Below are 22,364 nucleotides of genomic sequence, written 5' to 3'. Positions count from 1 at the left end.
TTATTCGGGCGGTGAAAATCACCGCGATTAGCGCGCCAAAGCTACGGCGCTGACCTCTTCCGCTACCCGCTCGGTAGCATCCGGAATCGAAGCGCCACGCGCTCGTTCCGCCATATCCATCAGGGTTTCCCGATCCCAACCGGCCAGGGTGGCCGCCACAGCATCCGCCGTGAACTCGGGTTGTTCGAGAATTTTCGCCGCGCCGGCTTTTTCCAGCGGCAGCGCATTCCAGTACTGCTGACGATCTTTGTGCTGGAACGGGACGAACAATGCCGGTAAACCTGCGGCAGCGATTTCGCTGACCGTCAGCGCGCCGGAACGACAAACAACCACATCGGCCCAGGCATAGGCTGCCGCCATATCATCAATAAACTCAGTCACTTTATGCTGCGGCTGACCGGCGGCGGCATACGCCTGGCGCACGGTATCCATGCCGCCTTTTCCGCTCTGATGCCAGATAGTCACCGCATCGCCAAGCTTCGCGGCCACCTGCGGCATAGTCTGGTTCAGTACGCGCGCGCCTTGGGAGCCGCCAACCACCAGCACGCGAATCGGCCCCTGCCGCCCCACCAGACGCTGTCCCGGCAGCGGTAGCGCGAGAACGTCAGTACGCACCGGATTCCCGACGACATCTGCATGCGGGAAGGCGCCGGGAAACGCCTGCATCACTTTCTTCGCAATCTTTGCCAGCCATTTATTAGTCAGGCCGGCAATCCCGTTTTGTTCATGCAGCACCACAGGGATCCCGAGCGACCATGCCGCCAGGCCGCCAGGCCCGGAAACATAACCGCCCATGCCCAGCACCACATCCGGCTGGAAACGTTTCATGATCGCCCGCGCCTGCCGCCAGGCGTTGAAGATCCGCACCGGCGCTAACAGTTGCGCTTTTAGCCCTTTGCCACGCAGGCCGGAGATGCGGATAAAATCGATATCAATGCCGTGTTTCGGCACTAAATCCGCTTCCATACGATCGGCGGTGCCCAGCCAGCGAACCTGCCAGCCCTGGTCCATTAAATGGTGCGCGACCGCCAGCCCCGGGAACACGTGTCCGCCAGTGCCGCCCGCCATCACCATTAACCGCTTTTCCTGACCGCTCATCGAACACCCCGTGTAAACGCCTGCGCTTTCTCGAGGCGCGTTTCATAATCAATTCGCAATAAAAACATAATGGCCGTCGACATAATCAGCAGACTGGAACCACCATAACTAATCAATGGCAGGGTCAGACCTTTGGTCGGCAGCATCCCCGCCGCCGCCCCGACGTTAACCAACGCCTGGAAGCTAAACCACACGCCGATTGCACAGGCCAGGAAGCCGGAGAAGCGGTGGTCAATCTCCAGCGCTTTGCGACCAATCGACATGGCGCGAAAGGCGACGAAGAATACCATTAAAAGCGCGAGTACCACACCGATATAACCGAGTTCTTCGCCGATAATGGCGAAGATGAAGTCGGTGTGCGCTTCCGGTAAATACTCCAGTTTCTGCACCGAGTTGCCGAGGCCCTGTCCCCACATCTCGCCGCGACCAAAGGCCATCAGCGATTGGGTCAGCTGATAGCCGCTGCCAAACGGGTCTTCCCACGGGTTCCAGAAGGAAGTGACGCGGCGAATACGATACGGTTCGGCGAGGATCAGCAGCACCACCGCCGAGATCCCCATGCCGATAATGGCGATAAACTGCCAGAGCTTCGCGCCGGCCAGGAACAACATCGCCAGCGTGGTCACGAACAGTACGACAACCGTACCGAGGTCAGGCTGCGCCAGCAGCAGAATCGCCAGTACGAAAATCACGCCCATCGGTTTTAAGAAGCCGCGCAGGTTGTTACGCACCTCATCCGCTTTACGTACCAGATAGTTGGCGATGTAGCAAAACAGCGACAGTTTGGTGAACTCCGCCGGCTGAATACGCAGCGGCCCGAGCGCGATCCAACGCGAGGCGCCGTTAACTGAGCTCCCCACCACCAGTACGATCAGCAGCATCACAATCGAGGCGATCAGCATCGCGGTACTGTGGCGCTGCCAGAACTCCATCGGCAGACGGAGCGTAATCATCGCCAGCGCGAAGGCCAGCACAATGTACAGACCATCACGCTTAGCAAACAGGAACGGATCGTTCGCCAGACGCTGTCCGACCGGCATTGATGCCGAGGTCACCATGATAAAACCGATCGCCGCCAGGCCGAAGGTCAGCCACAGCAGCATCCGGTCATACATGACCAGGCTATCGTTATCTTTCGGGCGCGAGCCCATCACCCAACCTTTCAGCGCGGCGAACAGCCAGGCAAAAATAAACATCCCCGGCAGTCGCGGCAGCTTCAACCGGGGCAGGCCCAGCTGTGGCATTTTCAGGCGTGGGAGAGAGAAACGCATCAACCTAACTCCTTCGCCAGACGGGTAAAGACATCACCCCGTTGTTCAAAGTTTTTAAACTGGTCCAGGCTCGCGCAGGCTGGCGACAGTAAGACCATATCGCCTGATTTGACCTGCGAAGCGATCTGCCGCATCGCCTGTTCCATGGTTTCGGTTTGCACCGCGATTTCCGGACGCAGCGCCGCCAGTTGAGCGCCGTCGCGGCCGAAGCAGTACAGACGAACGTTATCGCCGCCAAGATAGCGTTTCAGCGGCGTGAAGTCGGCGGATTTACCGTCGCCGCCCAACAGCAGATACAGCGTGCCGTCGAGATGCAGGCCGTTCAGCGCCGCCTCGGTACTGCCGACGTTGGTCGCCTTGGAGTCATTGATCCAACGCACGCCGTTATGCTCCAGCGCCAGCTGGAAACGGTGCGCCAGGCCGGTGAAGGTGGTCAGCGCCTTCAGGCTACTGGCGCGCGGCAAGCCCGCGGCATCCGCCAGCGCCAGCGCCGCCAGGGCATTGCTGTAGTTGTGCTGGCCGCTGATGGTCATTTCCTTCACGTTCAGCACTTTCTCACCCTTCACCCGCAGCCAGGTTTCGCCCTGCTGGCGGTTAAGGTGATAGTCGCCAACATCGACGCCGAAGCTGACGCAGCGTTCGTCAGCGCCGCGTACCGGCATGGTCAGCGCGTCATCGGCATTCACCACGCAGGTTTTAGCATTTTCATAGACCCGCAGTTTCGCCGCGCGATACTGCTGCAGCCCCAGCGGATAGCGGTCCATATGGTCCTCAGTCACGTTGAGGATGGTTGCCGCGACGGCTTTCAGGCTGGAGGTCGTCTCCAGCTGGAAGCTGGAAAGTTCAAGCACGTACAGTTCGCGCGCCGGATCCAGCAGCATCAGCGCCGGCAGGCCGATATTGCCGCCAACGCCGACGTTCACGCCCGCCGCCTTCGCCATCTCGCCCACCAGGGTAGTGACGGTGCTTTTTCCGTTAGAGCCGGTAATGGCGATAATCGGCGCCTGCGCCTCGCGGCAAAACAGCTCGATATCGCCGACGATTTCCACGCCAGCGTCGGCCGCGGCGCTCAGTGAAGGGTGCGCAAGGGCAATCCCCGGACTTGCGACAATCAGATCCGCCGCCAGCAGCCAGTCGTCGTTAAGACCGCCCACGTGGCGCTCAACGGCTTCCGGCAGCTTATCAAGCCCGGCTGGGGCGACGCGGGTATCCATCACGCGCGGGGTTACGCCGCGCGCCATGAAAAAGTCCACGCATGACAGGCCGGTCATGCCCAGCCCAATAATGACGACTTTTTTACCCTGATAATCTGCCATGATTAACGTACCTTCAGCGTCGCCAGGCCAATCAGCACCAGCATCAGCGAAATAATCCAGAAGCGCACGATAACGCGCGGTTCCGGCCAGCCTTTCAGTTCATAGTGGTGGTGAATCGGCGCCATACGGAAGATGCGCTGGCCGCGCAGCTTGAACGAACCGACCTGCAGGATAACCGACAGGGTTTCCACGACGAAAACGCCGCCCATAATCACCAGCAGGAATTCCTGGCGCAGCAGTACGGCGATAATGCCCAGCGCGCCGCCGAGCGCCAGCGAACCGACATCGCCCATAAAGACCTGCGCCGGGTAGGTGTTGAACCACAGGAAACCCAGGCCCGCGCCGACAATCGCCGTACAGACGATAACCAGCTCGCCGGCGTGACGCAGATAAGGAATATGCAGGTAGTTGGCGAAGTTCATGTTCCCGGTGGCCCACGCCACCAGCGCGAAGCCGGCGGCGACGAAGACGGTCGGCATAATCGCCAGGCCGTCGAGGCCGTCGGTCAGGTTGACCGCATTGCCGGTACCGACGATGACGAAGTAAGCCAGCAGGATGTAAAACAGTCCCAGCTGCGGCATCACGTCTTTAAAAAATGGCACTACCAGCTCGGTCGCCGGGGTGTCTTTCCCCGCCAGATACAGCGCGAACGCTACGCCCAGCGCAATCACCGACATCCAGAAATACTTCCAGCGGGCAATCAGGCCCTTGGTGTCTTTGCGCACGACTTTACGGTAATCATCGACAAACCCGATGATGCCGTAGCCGATTAATACCGTCAGCACGCACCAGACGTACGGGTTGGATGGATAGGCCCACAGCAGGACGGAAACGGTAATCGCGGTAAGGATCATGATCCCGCCCATGGTTGGGGTACCGCGTTTGCTGAAGTGGGACTCCGGGCCGTCGTTACGAACGACCTGACCAAAGGACAGTTTTTGCAGACGGGCGATCATGCGCGGGCCCATCCACAGAGAGATGAACAGCGCGGTCAGCAGGCTGACGATGGCGCGAAACGTCAGATAGGAAAAGACGTTAAAGCCGGAATAATATTTGACCAGATGTTCGGCCAGCCATACTAACATGTCGCAATCTCCTGTAATGCGCGTACTACCTCTTCCATAGCGGCACTACGTGAACCCTTCACTAAAATGGTCATGATTTTATGCTCTGCCAGCAGCTCGCGCAGGCGAGCTACCACGGCGGCTTTATCGTTAAAATGTTCGCCCACGCCGCTGGCGCTGCTGATATCCGCGCTCAGGGAACCGACGCTGAGGACGCAATCCAGCCCCGCCGCTTTCGCCGCTTCGCCCACTTCGCGATGACAGGCCGCGCTTTCCGCGCCGAGTTCAGCCATATCGCCGACTACCATCGCCCGGAAGCCCGGCATTTCCGCCAGTACCTGTACCGCGGCGGTCATCGAACCGACGTTGGCGTTGTAGGAGTCATCCAGCAGCAGCTGATTTGCGGCAAGCTGAATAGGGAACAAACGTCCCGGTACCGCTTTCAGCTGCGCCAGTCCAACTTTCACCGCGGCAAGATCGGCGCCGACCGCCATGGCCAGCGATGTCGCCGCCAGCGCGTTAGCGATGTTATGGCGCCCCGGCAGCGGCAGCAGTACGTCGACATTCCCGAACGGAGTTTGCAGCGTAAATTCGGTACCATGACTAGTGATATGAACGTTGGTCGCCGTGAAGTCGCTGTTTGCCGCGTTCGGCGAGAAGCGCCACACTTTGCGATCGCCGATCACGCTCTGCCAGTTCAGCCAGTCGTTATTGTCGGCATTCAAAATCGCGGTGCCGTTTTGCGGCAGGCCGGTAAAGATTTCGCCCTTCGCTTTCGCCACGCCCGCCAGCGAGCCGAACCCTTCGAGGTGCGCGGCGGCGAGGTTGTTGACCAGCGCTGCTTCCGGACGCGTCAGGCTGACGGTCCAGGCGATTTCGCCCTGATGGTTGGCGCCGAGTTCAATCACCGCATACTGGTGATCTTTATTCAGACGCAGCAACGTCATCGGAACCCCGATATCGTTGTTCAGATTACCGGCGGTATACAGCGTGTTGCCGCACTGACTGAGGATCGCCGCGGTCATCTCTTTCACCGAGGTCTTACCGGACGAACCGGTGAGCGCAACGACGCGGGTCGGCACCTGCTGACGCACCCAGGCCGCTAACTCGCCGAAAGCCAGACGGGTATCTTTCACCACCACCTGCGGTAAATCGCAGGCCAGCGGGCGGCTAACCAGCAGCGCGCCTGCGCCCGCCGCTTTCGCTTGTTCGGCAAAATCATGCGCGTCGAATCGCTCGCCCTTCAGCGCCACAAACAGGCAACCTGCCGTGACTTTGCGGGTATCGGACGTCACGTCATCGATAGCGATATCGCGACCCTGCAGTTCGCCGCGGGCGATCTCGGCGAGCTGGCTTAATGTAAAGCGAATCATGCTACCGCTCCCAGCAGACGCGCAACGGTAACGCGGTCGGAATAATCCAGACGGCGGTTACCGACGATCTGATAGTCTTCGTGGCCTTTGCCCGCTACCAGCACAACGTCGTTCGCTTTCGCCTGCATCACCGCGCCGGTCACCGCTTCCGCGCGGCCTTCCATCACCTTCACCTGCCCAGCATCAAGCATGCCAGCCAGAATGTCATTGATAATCGCCCGCGGTTCTTCGGTACGTGGGTTATCGTCAGTCACGACCACGATATCGGCAAACTCTTCCGCGATAGCGCCCATCAGCGGGCGTTTACCTTTGTCGCGGTCGCCGCCGCAGCCGAAGACGCACCACAGCTTGCCGCTGCAGTGCAGACGCGCGGCCTGCAGCGCTTTTTCCAGCGCGTCAGGCGTATGGGCGTAATCAACCACCACGGTCGGTTTGCCCGGCGCGCTGAACACTTCCATACGGCCACACACCGGCTGTAAACGCGAAGAGGTTTTCAGCAGATCCGCCAACGGATAGCCCAGCGCCAGCAGCGTCGCCAGCGCCAGCAGCAGGTTGCTGACGTTAAAGGCGCCCATCAGGCGGCTTTCGATTTCGCCCTTGCCCCAGCTCGAGTCAAACTGAATGGTCGCACCGCTGTCGTGATAGTTGACCGCGGTCGCCTTCAGCCAGCGGCCGTGGCAGTTCGGATTGATATGATCTTCCATCGACACCGCCACCGCATCCGGCAGTTTCGCCAGCCAGCGACGCCCGACTTCATCGTCAGCGTTAACAATGGCCTGGCCGCAATGGTGGGTGGAATAGAGCAGCCATTTCGCCGCTTCGTAATGTTCCATGTCGCCATGGTAGTCGAGGTGGTCACGGCTCAGATTGGTAAACACCGAGGCGGCAAACTGCAGCGCCGCCACGCGATGCTGAACCAGCCCGTGAGAAGAGACTTCCATCGCGCCGAAAGTCGCCCCCTGCCCTACCAGGCCGGAAAGCACGTGCTGAACATCGACCGCAGAGCCGGTGGTGTTTTCGGTCGGCACCACTTTATCCAGCAGGCCATTACCGACGGTACCCATCACCGCGCTGGTTTCGCCGAGCAGCTTTGCCCACTGCGCCAACAGCTGCGTAGTCGTGGTTTTACCGTTAGTACCGGTGACGCCCACCAGACGCATCTGCTGCGAAGGTTGTTGGTAAAAACGCCCGGCCAGCGCGGATAACCGCTCGTTCAGTTGGCTCAGGTAGATGACCGGCACGCCGTGCATCTCGCGAACTTCGCCGTCTGCGGCCTCGCCCTGCGCCTCAGCAATAATGGCAGCAACACCTTGCGCTATCGCCTGCGGGATATAACGACGCCCGTCCGCCTGATGACCCTGTACCGCGACAAAGAGGTCGCCGGACGCCGCCACGCGGCTGTCCAGCGTCATCTCTCGCAGAATTCGCTCCGGCGCATTTGGCACCCACGGAGCGAGAAGGTCGCGCAAATTACGATCTGCCACCTGTTCCCTCGCCTTGATTAATCACAAATTCACTTTTTTCGCCCGTTGCCAGCGCATCCGGTTCGACGTTCATGGTGCGCAATACGCCGCCCATGATGGCACCGAATACCGGCGCGGAAACGGCGCCACCGTAGTATTTACCTGCCTGCGGGTCGTTGATCACCACCACCAGCGCGAAACGCGGGTGGCTGGCGGGCGCAACGCCTGCGGTGTAAGCAATATATTTGTTGATGTAGCGGCCATCCGGCCCCACTTTTTTCGCCGTACCGGTTTTAATCGCGATGCGATAGCCTTTGATCGCCGCTTTCACGCCGCCGCCGCCGGGCAGCGCCACGCTTTCCATCATATGAACGACGGTACGAACCAGTGATTCCGGGAACACGCGCTCACCCGGAACCGGTGGATCAACTTTGGTAATCGACAGCGGGCGATAGATGCCGTAGCTGCCAATCGTTGCGTAGACTCGCGCTAACTGTAACGGAGTTACCATTAGCCCGTAGCCGAAAGAAAAGGTGGCCCTCTCTATGTCAGACCACCGTTGTTTTTGAGGATATAAGCCACTGCGTTCTCCGACCAACCCCAAATTGGTCGCCTTTCCAAGCCCAAAACGTGAGTAAGTATCTACTAACGCTGAGGACGGCATCGCTAACGCCAGCTTAGAAACGCCGACGTTACTCGACTTCTGTAGCACCCCGGTCAGGGTTAATTCGCTATAGCGCGCCACGTCTTTGATTTCGTGGCCGTTAATTCGATATGGAATGGTGTTCAGCACGGTATTTTCATTGACGATGCCGCGCTGCAGCGCCGTCATCACCACCATCGGTTTGACCGTTGAACCCGGTTCGAATACGTCGGTGATGGCGCGGTTACGCATGGTATCTTTGGACGTACCCGCGAAATTATTCGGGTTGTACGACGGGCTATTCGCCATCGCCAGCACTTCACCGGTGTTGACGTCGACCAAAACGGCGGTGCCTGATTCCGCTTTGTTGAACGCCACCGCATTATTCAGTTCGCGATAAACCAGCGCCTGCAGGCGCTCGTCGATGCTCAGCGCGAGGTTATGCGCCGCCTGGCTGTCGGTGGAAGAAATGTCTTCGATCACGCGACCATAGCGGTCTTTACGCACGATACGCTCGCCCGGCTGGCCGGTCAGCCACTTATCAAAGCTTTTCTCAACCCCTTCAATCCCCTGGCTATCGACGTTGGTGAAGCCAATGAGGTGAGCGGTTACTTCGCCTGACGGATAGTAACGGCGAGACTCCTCACGCAGATGAATCCCCGGCAGCTTCAGTTTTTTGATGTAGTCAGCCATGTCAGGGTTCACCTGACGCGCCAGATAGATAAAACGCATCCGCGGGTTGCTGTTGATGCGCGATGCCAGCTGGTCCAGCGGCATGTTCAGCGCATCGGCTAACGCTTTCCAGCGGTTATCGAGCGTCACGCCTCCGGCATCATGCAACTCTTTCGGGTCGGCCCAGATGGCTTTTACCGGCACACTGACCGCCAGCGGGCGGCCGGAGCGGTCGGTAATCATGCCGCGCGCGGTTGACACTTCCTGCACACGCAGGGAACGCATATCTCCCTGACGCACCAGCATGTCCGGGCTCACCACCTGCAGCCACGCGACGCGGCCAAGCAGGAAGGCGAGAGCGATTAAAATACATCCGCACAGCAACGCAAAACGCCAACTAATAAAGTTGGCCTGTTCTTCCTGACGTTTTGCTTTTGGCGTTTTCGGCGCTGCTTTCATGCGTCGCAATAATCCTTATTTCTGTACCACTATATTTTCTTGTGATGGATCAACGTGTTGCATCTGCAACTTCTCTGTCGCGATCCGCTCAACCCGACTGTGATCACCAAGGGCATTCTCTTCGAGGATCAGGTTGCGCCATTCAATATCCAGAGCGTCACGCTCCAGAACCAATTGTTCACGCTGCGCGGTTAACAGACGGGTATGGTGCGCCGTCGTCACCACGGTCACTGCCGTTATGATGATGCAAATGAACAGGCAGAGTGGCAGCTTCCCAAACCGCAGAAGATCGTCCCCGATAACGCCAGGCAAGGCATGGCGCTCGTTGCTTCCTAACGATCCTTTAACTTTGCTTAAGGCTACTGTCACTCTGCCGATCATGCGTTCGTCCTCTCTGCGATACGCAGCACTGAACTACGGGCGCGTGGATTCTCTGCCACCTCTTCTTCGCCCGGCATCAACTTGCCTAGTGCTCGCAACTGACGGCCGCCCAGTTTCCTGAGCTGCTCTTCAGTCATCGGGATCCCTGCTGGAACCTGCGGACCGCGGCTTTGCTCACGCATAAAGCGCTTCACAATGCGGTCTTCCAGCGAATGGAAACTGATAATCGACAGCCGACCGCCGGGGGCCAGCACGCCGAGCGAGCTTTTTAGCGCCTGCTCTATCTCCTCCAGTTCACTGTTCACCCAAATGCGCACCGCCTGGAAGGTACGGGTCGCGGGATGTTTGTGCTTATCTTTCACCGGCGTTGCCGCCGCGATAACTTCCGCCAGCTCTTTGGTACGGGTCATCGGCTCAATGCGGTTACGCTCAACGATCGCGCGCGCGATACGTTTACCGAAACGCTCCTCGCCAAAGGTTTTGATTACCCAGGCGATGTCGGCTTCTTCGGCGGTCTGTAACCATTCGGCGGCGGACTGACCGCGAGTCGGATCCATGCGCATGTCCAGCGGACCATCGCGCATAAAGGAGAACCCGCGTTCCGCGTCGTCCAACTGCGGTGAAGAAACGCCAAGATCGAGAAGAATACCGTCGATCTTGCCGGTAAGATTGCGCTCGGCGACGTAGTCAGCCAGCTGCGAGAAAGGACCATGTACGATGGAAAAGCGTGGGTCATCGATGGTTTGCGCAACGGCAATAGCCGTCGGGTCGCGATCGATTGCCAGCAGGCGCCCTTCCGCCCCCAGTTGGGAGAGGATCAGACGCGAGTGACCACCGCGGCCAAAGGTTCCATCAATGTAGATACCATTTGGACGAATATTCAGGCCGTTAACGGCTTCATCCAGAAGTACCGTAGTATGTTTAAAATTTTCCATCATTTTATAAAGACAAATCCTGCAGGCGCTCCGACAGTTCACCGGTAGCGGACTGCTCAGCGTCGATATCTTCCTTGACCCGTTGATACCAGGTCGTTTCATCCCACAGTTCAAATTTATTAAACTGTCCGACCAGCATCACTTCTTTTGTCAGCCCGGCATGTTGCCGCAGCACCGGCGCGATTAGCAATCGTCCGGCGCTATCCATCTGACATTCGCTGGCATGCCCCAAAAGCAGGCGCTGTACGCGCCGCTCAACGGGATTCATGCTCGACAAACGCGACAATTTTTGCTCGATGATTTCCCATTCAGGCAAAGGATAAAGCAGCAGGCACGGGTGATGAATGTCAATGGTGCATACCATTTGACCAGAAGCATCCTCGATCAGCCCGTCGCGGTAGCGCGTCGGTACGGCCAAACGGCCTTTACTGTCGAGATTGACTAACGTTGCTCCACGGAACATGCCAGCCTCACCCCTTTTCGCCACTTTACCCCACAAATTCCCACCTAAAGGAGTTTACGGAGCGGAGGAAAAGCTTGTCAAGCCAGCACTAATGCCAACAGAGCGCAAAAACCCATTATTTACAGCCGATATTAGCCCTGATGAATAAATCACCAACAAACGAGGCAAATTAACGTTATGAATACGTGTAAGAAAATAACCAACAAACCCGTAACAGTTAAAAACGACAAAATATCTTCAACGGGAAAATATAAAGTGTCAGTTTGCGACGCGAGCGGCATTTTAGGTCATTCTGATGTCCGTTAACAGTGCCGGTTGTGGACGGAGAAGCACTTGTGCCGCGGCCTGACGCTCTCAGCGGCGGGGAAGGTGGGATAAAGCGATTGTTAATTCAGCAATTATTACGAAGAATGTAACAAAACAATTCAAATTAATGCCGCTGCGCTTTTTCTTGCACCATTTGGATACAAAAAAAGCCTGCTCCAGAATAAAACAAAATAAGGCGTAAAGAAGTTTAGGGATTTGTCTGAAAGCGAATAGATTTACGAATCTCTACGTAAATTGTATGGAATATCGCCAGATGCTGATCCATCTGGCGAATAACCTACGAAGAATCTTAACCTTTTTTCGCAAATGAATCAGCGACGATTCAAACTTCCGCGATGATAGAGGTTACGACGTATACGACTTAAGCCCGGTTTCGGCTTACGTGGTTCATCCAGGCTTGCCAGTACAATCTCTAAAACGCGCTCGGCAACGTCGCGATGACGCTGCGCGACCGCCAGCACCGGGCACTGCAGGAAGTCGAGCAGTTCGTTATCACCGAAGGTGGCGATGGCCAGCTCAGATGGCAGTTTGCCCTCACGGCGCAGCGTGACATCCATCACCCCCTGCAGCAGCGGGAAAGAGGTGGTGAACAGCAGTTGCGGCATCGGATGCGTTTCCAGCCACTTTTCAAACAGCTGGGCCGCGGCTTCGCGTTCATAGCTGTTGGCATAGAGGAAGTTCACCTCGCGCGGGTCGTCTTTCCAGGCTGAACGGAACCCCTGCTCGCGCAGGAAGCTCACCGACAGCTCCGGCAGCGCTCCCAGATAGAGCACTCGGTCACCGGGGAATTTGCGCAGCTCGGCGGCAAGCATCTCAGCGTCGTCCTGATCGGCGCCGACGACGCTGGTAAAGTGTTCACGATCGAGCGCGCGGTCGAGCGCGACAATCGGGAAAGGATCGTTCGCCCAGCGCTGATAGAACGGGTGCTCCGGCGGCAGCGAAGTCGAAACGATAATTGCATCCACCTGACGCTGCAGCAGATGCTCAATACAGCGCATTTCGTTATCCGGCTGATCTTCCGAGCAGGCGATCAGCAACTGGTAGCCGCGCTGACGCGCCTGGCGCTCCAGATAGTTCGCAATACGGGTATAACTGGTATTTTCGAGATCCGGGATCACCAGACCGATTGAACGCGTGCGTCCTGCGCGCAGGCCAGCAGCGACCGCATTCGGGTGGTAGTTGTGCTCGCGCACCACCGCCATCACCTTCTCGACCGTTTTATCGCTGACGCGATACTGCTTCGCTTTGCCATTAATCACATAGCTCGCGGTGGTTCTTGAAACACCGGCCAGCCGGGCGATTTCATCCAGTTTCACAATTGCCCCTTGGGTAAGAAGTACAAAAAACAACCATTAAATAGACATACTCATTAGAGTATAGAGTTCCATTTTTATAACATCTAAACGCAGAATAGATAGCGCGGCAACCGCTTTCGTCCACAGTTCCTACGGAATTCGCAAAAAAATAACCCGACAGTTCGTGTCGGGCTGTTTTTACGTCAGTTTGTCAGGGGTTAGCGCATGATTTTATCGCCGCGCGACAGGCCGACTACTCCGGATCGCGCCACTTCAACAATGCGCGCGACATCGCGTAAAGAAGCCAGGAACGCATCCAGCTTATCGCTGGTTCCGGCCAACTGCACGGTATAAATAGATGGCGTGACGTCAATGATCTGCCCGCGGAAGATCTCGGTGTTGCGTTTCACCTCTTCGCGGCCATAACCGCTGGCCTGCACTTTCACCAGCATGATTTCACGTTCGACGTGGGAGCCCTGACCCAGTTCGCTGACCCGCAGCACGTCCACCAGCTTATGTAATTGCTTTTCAATCTGCTCAATGGCTTTTTCGTCGCCCACCGTCTGGATGGTCATGCGGGACAACGTCGGATCGTCGGTTGGCGCTACCGTCAGGCTTTCAATATTGTAGCCGCGCTGCGAAAAGAGGCCGATCACCCGGGATAACGCTCCCGATTCGTTCTCCAGTAATACAGATAATATCCGGCGCATAATCAGGTTCTCTCCGTTTTGCTCAACCACATTTCGTCCATGCCGCCGCCGCGGATCTGCATGGGATAAACATGCTCGCTACCATCAACCGTAACATCAACGAACACCAGACGATTATTACGCACCTGCTCCAGGGCTTCCGCCAGCTTCGCTTCAAGCTCTTGCGGCTCGCTGATACGAATACCAACGTGGCCATAAGCCTCGGCGACGCGAACGAAGTCCGGCAGCGATTCCATATAGGACTGCGAATGGCGGCCAGAATAGAGCATATCCTGCCACTGCTTTACCATTCCGAGGTAGCGGTTATTCAGGTTCAGCACCAGCACCGGCAGTTCATACTGCAGGGCGGTGGAAAGCTCCTGAATGTTCATCTGGATGCTGCCATCGCCGGTCACGCAGATAACGGTTTCTTGCGGTAGCGCCATCTTCACGCCCAGTGCCGCTGGCAGGCCAAAGCCCATCGTGCCGAGGCCGCCGGAGTTAATCCAACGCCGTGGTTTATCGAATGGATAATAGAGCGCGGCGAACATCTGATGCTGTCCAACGTCGGAAGTCACGTAAGCATCACCGTTGGTCAGGCGCCAGATAGCCTCGATTACCGCCTGTGGTTTGATCTTGCCGCTTTGCGTGTCGTATTGCAGACAGTGACGGGAACGCCACTGTTCGATCTGCTGCCACCAGTCGCGGATCTCATCCAGCGGCTGCTGGCTCTCTTCCTGCTCAAGCAGATCAAACATCTGGTCAAGCACCTGGCGCGCGTCGCCGACGATCGGCACATCCGCCGGGACGGTCTTGGAGATCGACGTGGGATCGATATCAATATGCAGCACCGTGGCGTTCGGGCAGTACTTAGCCAAATTGTTGGTGGTACGATCGTCAAAGCGGACGCCGACTGCAAAAATAACGTCGGAATGATGCATGGTCATGTTGGCTTCATAGGTACCGTGCATCCCCAACATCCCCAGCGCCTGCTGATGAGTCGCCGGAAAAGCGCCTAAACCCATTAATGAAGAGACCACCGGTAGCTTCAGCTTTTCGACCAGCGTACGCAGCTGTGCTTCACACTGCGAATTGATTGCCCCACCGCCAACGTATACGACCGGTTTTTTCGCCGCCACCAGCGTTTGCAACGCACGTTTGATCTGCCCTTTATGACCGCTGGTTGTCGGGTTATAGGAACGCATGCTGACCGCATCCGGCCAAACATAAGGCAGCTTTTTCGCCGGATTGAGAATATCCTTCGGCAAATCGACCACTACCGGCCCCGGTCGGCCGCTGGCCGCCAGCCAGAAGGCTTTCTTTAAAATACCGGGAATATCTTCAGTCTGTTTCACGAGGAAGCTGTGTTTAACCACCGGGCGCGAGATACCGACCATATCGCACTCCTGGAAGGCATCGTAGCCAATCAGCGAGGTGGCGACCTGCCCGGAAAGAATGACCAGCGGAATAGAATCCATGTAAGCCGTGGCGATACCGGTAATAGCGTTAGTCGCTCCCGGGCCGGAGGTCACCAGCACCACCCCGACTTCGCCGGTTGCGCGCGCCAGTCCGTCGGCCATATGCACCGCCGCCTGCTCATGGCGGACCAGCACATGGTCAATGCCGCCGAGGGTATGTAATGCATCATAGATATCGAGGACCGCGCCTCCGGGATAGCCGAATACTTGCTTGACGCCCTGATCGACAAGCGATTGGACGACCATCTCGGCTCCTGACAACATCTCCATGGTTTGCCTCCAGGCTTATTGTTTTCACGACGGCGGAAGTCATTTTCCGCGCGCGTCGTATGATGCGCCGTCAAGACAGCGCATTGAGGTGAACGACTTGCTGTGCATTAACATAACTGCTCGCCAACAGGCAGGCAATTCGCCTGAGAGCGTATAGCGCGCCTCTTAAAAGCAGAAAAGAAAGCATCTGGAGAAATATATGGAGGATTGCTTCAGGAATAACAAAATGAGATAGCCAATACTCGGGAGAAACGGCTTACGGCAGAAAATCATCCATTTTTCACCGTCGGGTTGCGAGAACCCGCGGTGATAAACAGAATAATATTCTGCTTTTTTAAAGTTTACTCAGATAAGCTGGCGCTTTCGCCGCCGTTGGTCGATAACGTCGATTAGCGCTGACAGATATTCGCCAATAACTCTTCCATCCATTGATGGCCTTTATCACGACCGGCCGCTTCGTGCCAGGAGAGGAAGCAGGTACGGCTGTTGACCTTCAGCGGCAACGGTAAGATCTGCAAATCTAATTTATCAGCGAATTCATTGGCCAACCAACGTGGCGCTATTGCCACCATGTGGGTTTGCGACACCACGTTTAATACGCTAACCATGGCATTACCCTGATAAGCAATACAGGATTGTTTATCCACGGAGTCATACCACGGCTGGCTAAATGACGCATAACGATCCAATGCGACGACCGCGTGCTCTTCCTGATAAATATCCGCTTCCGTTAGCGGCCCGGAAATACGCGGATGTTTACGGTTGGCCACCAGAACCATTTCATCTTTGAATAAAGGTATGCAGGCAAACTCCGGGCGACGGAACTCTTCATAACCGATAACGAATTCAATTTCCTGATAACGCAGCTGATGTTCGGTGTTTTGATGTAGCGCTGATTTAAAGACCAGATGAATATTTGGCGCGATTTCACCAACTTTATTAAATATTAGCGAGGTTAAGTAATTATCCAATGGGCTACAAACGCAGAGGTTAAATACGCGCTCACTGCTCAGCGGTTCAAAACCGGAACCCGGCAACTCATTTTGCACCAGTTGCAATGCCTGGCGTACTGAGCCGAACAGCTGATAGGCCCGCGCCGTTGGCTGAATGCCACGCCCATAGCGAACAAACAGTTCATCATTAAACATCACCTTGAGACGAGATACCGCGTTACTCACCGCCGGTTGGGACATGCCGAGAGTGTGGGCCGCACGGGTAATATTTTGTTCCTGCATCACCGCATCAAAGACGGTCAGCAGGTTGAGATCCACCATCCGCAGTTGTGGTTTGACGACTTCCTGTCCCGGGGCTGATTTATATTCAGTATTTTCAATTAACATATCTAACTCCACCGTCACGCTAAATTCCTTTTACCAAAGTGCAGTAATTAATTAAGACAATATCATTTATCATGCATATTAAATCTGCAAAAGGGCAAAATGGAATTTTAGGAATATATCAAGGTTATGAGTAGCGACGAAAAACCTCACTGGATATCACCGGAACCCGCCTAAAACATATCATTTACTTGATGATATAAAGTGTACCCATAGATCACAGGAATAAACAACACCACCAATAGTTAATTGCAATTTAAGTATTAATTAACTATCTATTTTTTACCTGATTAAAATTAACACTTCGTTATCCTTTCGAACGACTCAATGCGGCAGCGCATAAAGGTAAAAGGCATATAACACTTTATGTTTCATTACCTTATCAACCAGGCATCCCCCATTGACATTGAGTCCTTGAATGAAAATTATTTTTTCTAATTGTTTTATTTTTCCAGCAGTCGATGAATGTCTCAAATAGGATCGTCGGCGAAATGAGGGATAATCCAGCACAATTAGCTAATTCACCTGACAGGTAAAAAACAGTTTTTATCTTGCCTGGGGTTGACATCAAAACCGCTATCCAGTAACTCTAAAAGCATATCGATTTCAACTGGAGTATGACGCATGATTCGCACCACTCGCTTCACCAGCCTACTACTACTAAACGCATCCATTGTGCGCGGTAGGCTGTTGGGCGACGTTCAGCGTTAAGTCATCTTCCAGCAAGACACTAAACCCGCGCCATTGCGCGGGTTTTTTTATGCTCGAAGCAAGGCGCCAGGCAACAGATTAAGGATCTCAACCATGAGCCAGCAAGTCATTATTTTCGATACGACCTTACGTGATGGGGAACAAGCGTTACAGGCCAGCCTGAGCGTGAAAGAGAAGCTGCAGATCGCCATGGCCCTCGAGCGTATGGGCGTCGATGTAATGGAAGTCGGTTTCCCGGTTTCTTCCCCGGGCGATTTTGAATCGGTACAGACCATCGCTCGCACCATCAAAAATAGCCGCGTTTGCGCGCTGGCGCGCTGCGTTGAGAAGGATATCGACGTGGCGGCGGAATCCTTAAAAGTGGCGGAAGCGTTCCGCATCCACACCTTCATCGCCACGTCTCCGATGCATATCGCCACCAAGCTGCGCAGCACGCTGGATGAAGTCATCGAACGCGCTATTTATATGGTGAAACGTGCGCGTAACTATACCGACGACGTGGAATTCTCCTGTGAAGACGCAGGCCGTACGCCGATCGACGATCTGGCTCGCGTCGTTGAAGCGGCTATCCGCGCCGGCGCCACGACCATTAATATCCCGGATACCGTCGGCTACACCATGCCATTCGAATACGCCAACATCATCAGCGGCCTGTATGAACGCGTACCAAACATTGATAAAGCAATTATTTCAGTCCACACCCATGATGATTTAGGTATCGCCGTCGGCAACGCCCTCGCCGCCGTCCACGCTGGCGCTCGTCAGGTAGAAGGCGCGATGAACGGTATCGGCGAACGCGCCGGTAACTGCGCGCTGGAAGAAGTCATCATGGCGATCAAGGTGCGCAAAGACATCATGAACGTGCACACCAACATCAATCACCATGAAATCTGGCGTACCAGCCAGACCGTCAGCCAAATCTGCAATATGCCGATCCCGGCTAACAAAGCTATCGTCGGTACCGGCGCCTTCGCCCACTCTTCCGGTATTCATCAGGATGGCGTGCTGAAGAACCGCGAAAACTACGAAATCATGACCCCGGAATCCATCGGCCTGAACCAGGTACAGCTGAACCTGACTTCACGCTCCGGTCGCGCGGCGGTGAAACACCGTATGGAAGAGATGGGCTACAAAGAGAGCGACTACAACCTGGATCATCTGTATGACGCGTTCCTGAAGCTGGCGGATAAAAAAGGCCAGGTCTTCGACTACGACCTGGAAGCGCTGGCATTTATCAATAAACAGCAGGAAGAGCCAGAGCATTTCCGTCTGGACTACTTCAGCGTCCAGTCTGGCTCCAGCGATATCGCTACCGCCTCTATCAAGCTGGCCTGCGGTGATGACATCAAAACCGAAGCCGCCAACGGCAACGGCCCGGTTGACGCTATCTACCAGGCAATCAACCGTGTGACAGACTACAACATCGACTTAGTGAAGTATGGCTTAAGCGCCAAAGGCCACGGCAAAGATGCGCTGGGTCAGGTGGATATTGTCGTGGAATACAACGGTCGCCGCTTCCACGGCGTCGGCCTCGCGACCGATATCGTCGAATCTTCAGCAAAAGCGATGGTACATGTGCTTAACAACATCTGGCGCGCCGCCGAAGTCGAAAAAGAATTGCAACGCCAGGCTCAGAATAAAGAGAACAACAAGGAAACCGTGTAATGTCGAAGAATTATCATATTGCCGTTTTGCCGGGTGATGGAATTGGCCCGGAAGTGATGAACCAGGCGATGAAAGTACTGGAAGCCGTTCGTAACCGTTTTTCAATGCGTATCACCACCAGCCAGTACGACGTGGGCGGCATCGCCATCGACCGTCAGGGCATGCCGCTGCCGCAAGCCACCGTTGATGGCTGCGAGCAGGCTGACGCGATTCTGTTCGGATCCGTCGGCGGCCCGAAGTGGGAACATCTGCCGCCGGCCGATCAGCCGGAGCGCGGCGCGCTGCTGCCGCTGCGTAAGCACTTCAAATTATTCAGCAACCTGCGCCCGGCTAAACTGTATCAGGGGCTGGAAGCATTCTGCCCGCTGCGCGCCGATATCGCCGCCAATGGCTTCGACATTCTGTGCGTGCGCGAACTGACCGGCGGCATCTACTTCGGTCAGCCGAAAGGTCGTGAAGGCAGCGGCCAGCATGAAAAAGCTTTCGATACTGAGGTATACCACCGCTTTGAAATCGAGCGTATCGCGCGTATTGCCTTTGAATCGGCGCGCAAGCGTCGTCATAAAGTGACGTCAATCGATAAAGCCAACGTCCTGCAGTCTTCTATCTTGTGGCGCGAAATCGTCAACGAGATTGGCAAAGAGTATCCGGATGTCGAGCTGGCGCATATGTATATCGATAATGCCACCATGCAGCTTATCAAAGATCCGTCGCAGTTCGACGTACTGCTGTGCTCCAACCTGTTTGGCGACATCCTGTCCGACGAGTGCGCGATGATCACCGGCTCTATGGGCATGTTGCCGTCCGCCAGCCTCAACGAGCAAGGTTTTGGACTGTATGAACCAGCGGGCGGCTCGGCGCCAGACATCGCGGGCAAAAATATCGCCAACCCGATTGCGCAAATCCTGTCGCTGGCGCTGCTGCTGCGCTACAGCCTGGATGCGGGCGACGCGGCGAGCGCCATTGAACGCGCTATCAACCGCGCGTTAGAAGAAGGCATTCGTACCGGCGACTTAGCGCGCGGTACGGCAGCGGTCAGTACAGATGAAATGGGCGATATCATTGCCCGCTATGTCGCGGAAGGGGTGTAATCATGGCGAAGACGTTATACGAAAAATTGTTTGATGCGCACGTGGTGTACGAAGCGCAGAACGAAACCCCGCTGCTGTATATCGACCGCCATCTGGTGCACGAAGTCACCTCTCCGCAGGCGTTTGACGGGCTGCGCGCCCATGGCCGCCAGGTGCGTCAGCCGGGTAAAACATTCGCCACCATGGATCACAACGTCTCGACGCAGACCAAAGATATCAACGCCTCCGGCGAAATGGCCCGCATCCAGATGCAGGAACTGATTAAGAACTGCAAAGAATTTGGCGTTGAGCTGTATGACTTAAATCACCCGTTCCAGGGCATCGTACACGTGATGGGCCCGGAACAGGGCGTCACCCTGCCGGGGATGACCATCGTGTGCGGCGATTCCCATACCGCGACCCATGGCGCATTCGGCGCGCTGGCATTCGGTATCGGCACCTCTGAAGTTGAACATGTGCTGGCGACTCAGACCCTGAAACAGGGGCGCGCGAAGACCATGAAAATCGAAGTCCGTGGCAAAGCGGCGCCGGGCATTACCGCGAAAGACATTGTGCTGGCAATCATTGGTAAAACCGGTAGCGCCGGCGGTACCGGCCATGTCGTCGAATTCTGCGGCGAAGCCATTCGCGATCTGAGCATGGAAGGCCGTATGACTCTGTGCAATATGGCAATCGAAATGGGCGCCAAAGCGGGTCTGGTCGCGCCTGACGAGACGACATTCAATTACGTGCAGGGCCGCCTGCACGCGCCGAAGGGCCAGGATTTCGCCGACGCGGTGGAATACTGGAAAACGCTGAAAACCGATGATGACGCCACCTTCGATACCGTGGTGACGCTGCAGGCGGAAGAGATTGCGCCGCAGGTCACCTGGGGCACCAATCCAGGCCAGGTCATCTCGGTTACCGATATTATCCCGGATCCGGCGTCGTTCAGCGATCCGGTCGAGCGCGCCAGCGCCGAAAAAGCGCTGGCCTATATGGGTCTGAAATCTGGCGTACCGTTGACCGAGGTCGCGATCGACAAAGTCTTTATCGGTTCCTGTACTAACTCGCGAATCGAAGATTTACGCGCGGCGGCGGAAATCGCCAAAGGACGTAAAGTGGCGCCGGGCGTACAGGCGCTGGTCGTTCCCGGCTCCGGCCCGGTGAAAGCGCAGGCGGAAGCCGAAGGTTTGGATAAGATTTTCATCGACGCCGGTTTTGAGTGGCGCTTACCAGGCTGCTCCATGTGCCTGGCGATGAACAACGACCGCCTGAATCCCGGCGAACGTTGCGCCTCTACCAGCAACCGTAACTTTGAAGGCCGTCAAGGCCGCGGCGGCCGCACCCATTTAGTCAGCCCGGCGATGGCCGCGGCAGCAGCGGTTACCGGCCATTTCGCCGATATCCGTAACTTGAAATAAGGAGACCATCATGGCAGAGAAATTTACCCAACATACTGGCCTGGTGGTTCCGCTGGATGCCGCAAACATCGATACCGATGCGATCATTCCTAAGCAGTTCCTGCAGAAAGTGACGCGTACCGGCTTTGGCGCGCACCTGTTTAACGACTGGCGTTTCCTCGACGACCAGGGGCAGCAACCGAACCCGGAGTTCGTGCTGAACTTCCCGCAATATAAAGGGGCGTCTATCCTGCTGGCGCGTGAAAACTTCGGCTGCGGCTCCTCGCGCGAGCACGCGCCGTGGGCGTTGACCGATTACGGTTTCAAAGTGGTGATTGCGCCAAGCTTTGCCGATATCTTTTACGGCAACAGCTTTAATAACCAACTGCTGCCGGTGACGCTCAGCGATGAGCAGGTGGACGAGCTGTTCAAGCTGGTACAGGCGAACCCGGGCATCAGCTTTGAAGTAGACCTTGAAGCGCAGGTGGTTAAAGCCGGGGATAAAACCTACAGCTTTAAAATCGACGACTTCCGCCGCCACTGTATGCTCAACGGCCTGGATAGCATCGGCCTGACGCTGCAGCATGAAGAGGCGATTTCCGCCTACGAACGCCAACAGCCCGCCTTTATGAACTAATCTTCAAGCCCGGTGAACAAGCCGGGCTTTCTCTTTTTGCCCCTCTCAGGCGCATATTAATACCTATAATTAATAGATAATTTTATCCTTCCCATCCCTCATCGTGCATTTATACCGGCATTAGCAGGCTATTTTTGTATATATCCACAATGACAAGTAAATAATCAACGGAAGTATTTAAAACAAACCGAGCAATATGTGAATTAACGGTTAACTCCATAGAAAACCCCTATAGCTCAGCGCAAAAAAAAGCATTATTTTTCCCCTCCCCGGCTCGTTATCTTTCCAGACAGAGAAATATTAACTTTAGATACGCCACGCCGCCTACATCACCTCGTGGGCCG

Annotated in this window: 19 protein-coding genes; 5 read left to right on the top strand and 14 right to left on the bottom strand. The window is 55.9% G+C overall.

Translation table 11 applies throughout. From position 1 onward, the window contains the following. Positions 1–27: 27 nt before the first annotated feature. The 14 genes from murG to leuO all read right to left on the bottom strand — a co-directional run bounded on the left by murG (position 28) and on the right by leuO (position 16,555). Positions 28–1,098 (bottom strand): undecaprenyldiphospho-muramoylpentapeptide beta-N-acetylglucosaminyltransferase, encoded by a 1,071-nt coding sequence (gene murG, locus ABLU86_RS13835; RefSeq protein WP_015368246.1) that lies wholly within the window; start codon positions 1,096–1,098, stop codon positions 28–30. Then, positions 1,095–2,369 (bottom strand): cell division protein FtsW, encoded by a 1,275-nt coding sequence (gene ftsW / locus ABLU86_RS13830; RefSeq protein ID WP_015368247.1) that lies wholly within the window; start codon positions 2,367–2,369, stop codon positions 1,095–1,097. The genes murG and ftsW overlap by 4 nt, the downstream gene beginning before the upstream one ends. Continuing rightward, positions 2,369–3,685: a UDP-N-acetylmuramoyl-L-alanine--D-glutamate ligase gene (gene murD, locus ABLU86_RS13825; protein WP_015704401.1), complete on the bottom strand. Its 1,317-nt coding sequence runs from the start codon at positions 3,683–3,685 to the stop codon at positions 2,369–2,371. Before murD ends, ftsW begins: the two co-directional genes overlap by 1 nt. A 2-nt stretch (positions 3,686–3,687) precedes the next feature. Next, a complete protein-coding gene (gene mraY, locus ABLU86_RS13820; RefSeq protein WP_004204335.1) occupies positions 3,688–4,770 on the bottom strand; it encodes a phospho-N-acetylmuramoyl-pentapeptide-transferase in 1,083 nt (360 codons plus the stop codon). Further along, on the bottom strand, positions 4,764–6,122 hold the full coding sequence (gene murF, locus ABLU86_RS13815) for a UDP-N-acetylmuramoyl-tripeptide--D-alanyl-D-alanine ligase (RefSeq protein ID WP_260576903.1): 1,359 nt from the start codon (positions 6,120–6,122) through the stop codon (positions 4,764–4,766). The genes mraY and murF overlap by 7 nt, the downstream gene beginning before the upstream one ends. Then, the gene (gene murE, locus ABLU86_RS13810) at positions 6,119–7,606 is read right to left on the bottom strand and encodes a UDP-N-acetylmuramoyl-L-alanyl-D-glutamate--2,6-diaminopimelate ligase (RefSeq protein WP_015368250.1); all 1,488 of its coding nucleotides are present in this window, start codon (positions 7,604–7,606) and stop codon (positions 6,119–6,121) included. Before murE ends, murF begins: the two co-directional genes overlap by 4 nt. Then, on the bottom strand, positions 7,593–9,359 hold the full coding sequence (locus ABLU86_RS13805) for a peptidoglycan glycosyltransferase FtsI (protein ID WP_015368251.1): 1,767 nt from the start codon (positions 9,357–9,359) through the stop codon (positions 7,593–7,595). Before ABLU86_RS13805 ends, murE begins: the two co-directional genes overlap by 14 nt. A 15-nt stretch (positions 9,360–9,374) precedes the next feature. Then, entirely contained in the window at positions 9,375–9,740 is a 366-nt protein-coding gene (gene ftsL / locus ABLU86_RS13800) for a cell division protein FtsL (protein ID WP_015704398.1), read from the bottom strand. Beyond that, positions 9,737–10,678, bottom strand: a complete 942-nt coding sequence (gene rsmH, locus ABLU86_RS13795; protein WP_015368254.1) for a 16S rRNA (cytosine(1402)-N(4))-methyltransferase RsmH — start codon at positions 10,676–10,678, stop codon at positions 9,737–9,739. Before rsmH ends, ftsL begins: the two co-directional genes overlap by 4 nt. Before the next feature lies 1 nt (position 10,679). Beyond that, positions 10,680–11,138 (bottom strand): division/cell wall cluster transcriptional repressor MraZ, encoded by a 459-nt coding sequence (gene mraZ, locus ABLU86_RS13790; RefSeq protein WP_015368255.1) that lies wholly within the window; start codon positions 11,136–11,138, stop codon positions 10,680–10,682. A gap of 638 nt (positions 11,139–11,776) precedes the next feature. After that, the gene (gene cra / locus ABLU86_RS13785; protein WP_015368256.1) at positions 11,777–12,781 is read right to left on the bottom strand and encodes a catabolite repressor/activator; all 1,005 of its coding nucleotides are present in this window, start codon (positions 12,779–12,781) and stop codon (positions 11,777–11,779) included. A 197-nt stretch (positions 12,782–12,978) separates the two neighbouring features. Beyond that, positions 12,979–13,470, bottom strand: coding sequence for an acetolactate synthase small subunit (gene ilvN / locus ABLU86_RS13780; protein ID WP_015368257.1), 492 nt, complete (start codon positions 13,468–13,470; stop codon positions 12,979–12,981). 2 nt (positions 13,471–13,472) lie between these two features. After that, positions 13,473–15,197, bottom strand: coding sequence for an acetolactate synthase 3 large subunit (gene ilvI / locus ABLU86_RS13775; protein ID WP_032706640.1), 1,725 nt, complete (start codon positions 15,195–15,197; stop codon positions 13,473–13,475). 389 nt (positions 15,198–15,586) lie between these two features. Beyond that, on the bottom strand, positions 15,587–16,555 hold the full coding sequence (leuO, locus tag ABLU86_RS13770) for a transcriptional regulator LeuO (RefSeq protein WP_015704394.1): 969 nt from the start codon (positions 16,553–16,555) through the stop codon (positions 15,587–15,589). A 603-nt stretch (positions 16,556–17,158) separates the two neighbouring features. Here leuO and leuL point away from each other — a divergent pair. The 5 genes from leuL to leuD all read left to right on the top strand — a co-directional run bounded on the left by leuL (position 17,159) and on the right by leuD (position 22,020). Next, positions 17,159–17,245, top strand: a complete 87-nt coding sequence (gene leuL / locus ABLU86_RS13765; protein WP_020079614.1) for a leu operon leader peptide — start codon at positions 17,159–17,161, stop codon at positions 17,243–17,245. A 93-nt stretch (positions 17,246–17,338) separates the two neighbouring features. Next, positions 17,339–18,910: a 2-isopropylmalate synthase gene (gene leuA, locus ABLU86_RS13760; RefSeq protein WP_015368261.1), complete on the top strand. Its 1,572-nt coding sequence runs from the start codon at positions 17,339–17,341 to the stop codon at positions 18,908–18,910. Next, complete coding sequence (leuB, locus tag ABLU86_RS13755) at positions 18,910–20,001, top strand: 3-isopropylmalate dehydrogenase (RefSeq protein ID WP_045359089.1); 1,092 nt, start codon at positions 18,910–18,912, stop codon at positions 19,999–20,001. Before leuA ends, leuB begins: the two co-directional genes overlap by 1 nt. Before the next feature lie 2 nt (positions 20,002–20,003). Beyond that, positions 20,004–21,404: a 3-isopropylmalate dehydratase large subunit gene (leuC, locus tag ABLU86_RS13750; RefSeq protein WP_015368263.1), complete on the top strand. Its 1,401-nt coding sequence runs from the start codon at positions 20,004–20,006 to the stop codon at positions 21,402–21,404. Positions 21,405–21,414: 10 nt separating this feature from the next. After that, on the top strand, positions 21,415–22,020 hold the full coding sequence (leuD, locus tag ABLU86_RS13745; protein ID WP_047058206.1) for a 3-isopropylmalate dehydratase small subunit: 606 nt from the start codon (positions 21,415–21,417) through the stop codon (positions 22,018–22,020). Positions 22,021–22,364 lie beyond the last annotated feature (344 nt).

Origin of the sequence: Klebsiella sp. JN_Kp121, assembly GCF_040062145.1 — a bacterium.
GTDB lineage: Bacteria > Pseudomonadota > Gammaproteobacteria > Enterobacterales > Enterobacteriaceae > Klebsiella > Klebsiella aerogenes.
This window is presented reverse-complemented; position numbering and strand designations above follow the sequence as displayed.

Coding starts and splice junctions, on each gene's coding strand:
- leuB (WP_045359089.1), top strand. CDS start 18,910: ATGTCGAAGAATTATCATATTGCCGTTTTGCCGGGTGATGGAATTGGC.
- leuC (WP_015368263.1), top strand. CDS start 20,004: ATGGCGAAGACGTTATACGAAAAATTGTTTGATGCGCACGTGGTGTAC.
- murD (WP_015704401.1), bottom strand. CDS start 3,685: ATGGCAGATTATCAGGGTAAAAAAGTCGTCATTATTGGGCTGGGCATG.
- ftsW (WP_015368247.1), bottom strand. CDS start 2,369: ATGCGTTTCTCTCTCCCACGCCTGAAAATGCCACAGCTGGGCCTGCCC.
- ABLU86_RS13805 (WP_015368251.1), bottom strand. CDS start 9,359: ATGAAAGCAGCGCCGAAAACGCCAAAAGCAAAACGTCAGGAAGAACAG.
- rsmH (WP_015368254.1), bottom strand. CDS start 10,678: ATGATGGAAAATTTTAAACATACTACGGTACTTCTGGATGAAGCCGTT.
- ftsL (WP_015704398.1), bottom strand. CDS start 9,740: ATGATCGGCAGAGTGACAGTAGCCTTAAGCAAAGTTAAAGGATCGTTA.
- leuA (WP_015368261.1), top strand. CDS start 17,339: ATGAGCCAGCAAGTCATTATTTTCGATACGACCTTACGTGATGGGGAA.
- leuL (WP_020079614.1), top strand. CDS start 17,159: ATGATTCGCACCACTCGCTTCACCAGCCTACTACTACTAAACGCATCC.
- mraZ (WP_015368255.1), bottom strand. CDS start 11,138: ATGTTCCGTGGAGCAACGTTAGTCAATCTCGACAGTAAAGGCCGTTTG.
- mraY (WP_004204335.1), bottom strand. CDS start 4,770: ATGTTAGTATGGCTGGCCGAACATCTGGTCAAATATTATTCCGGCTTT.
- leuD (WP_047058206.1), top strand. CDS start 21,415: ATGGCAGAGAAATTTACCCAACATACTGGCCTGGTGGTTCCGCTGGAT.
- ilvI (WP_032706640.1), bottom strand. CDS start 15,197: ATGGAGATGTTGTCAGGAGCCGAGATGGTCGTCCAATCGCTTGTCGAT.
- murF (WP_260576903.1), bottom strand. CDS start 6,122: ATGATTCGCTTTACATTAAGCCAGCTCGCCGAGATCGCCCGCGGCGAA.
- ilvN (WP_015368257.1), bottom strand. CDS start 13,470: ATGCGCCGGATATTATCTGTATTACTGGAGAACGAATCGGGAGCGTTA.
- murG (WP_015368246.1), bottom strand. CDS start 1,098: ATGAGCGGTCAGGAAAAGCGGTTAATGGTGATGGCGGGCGGCACTGGC.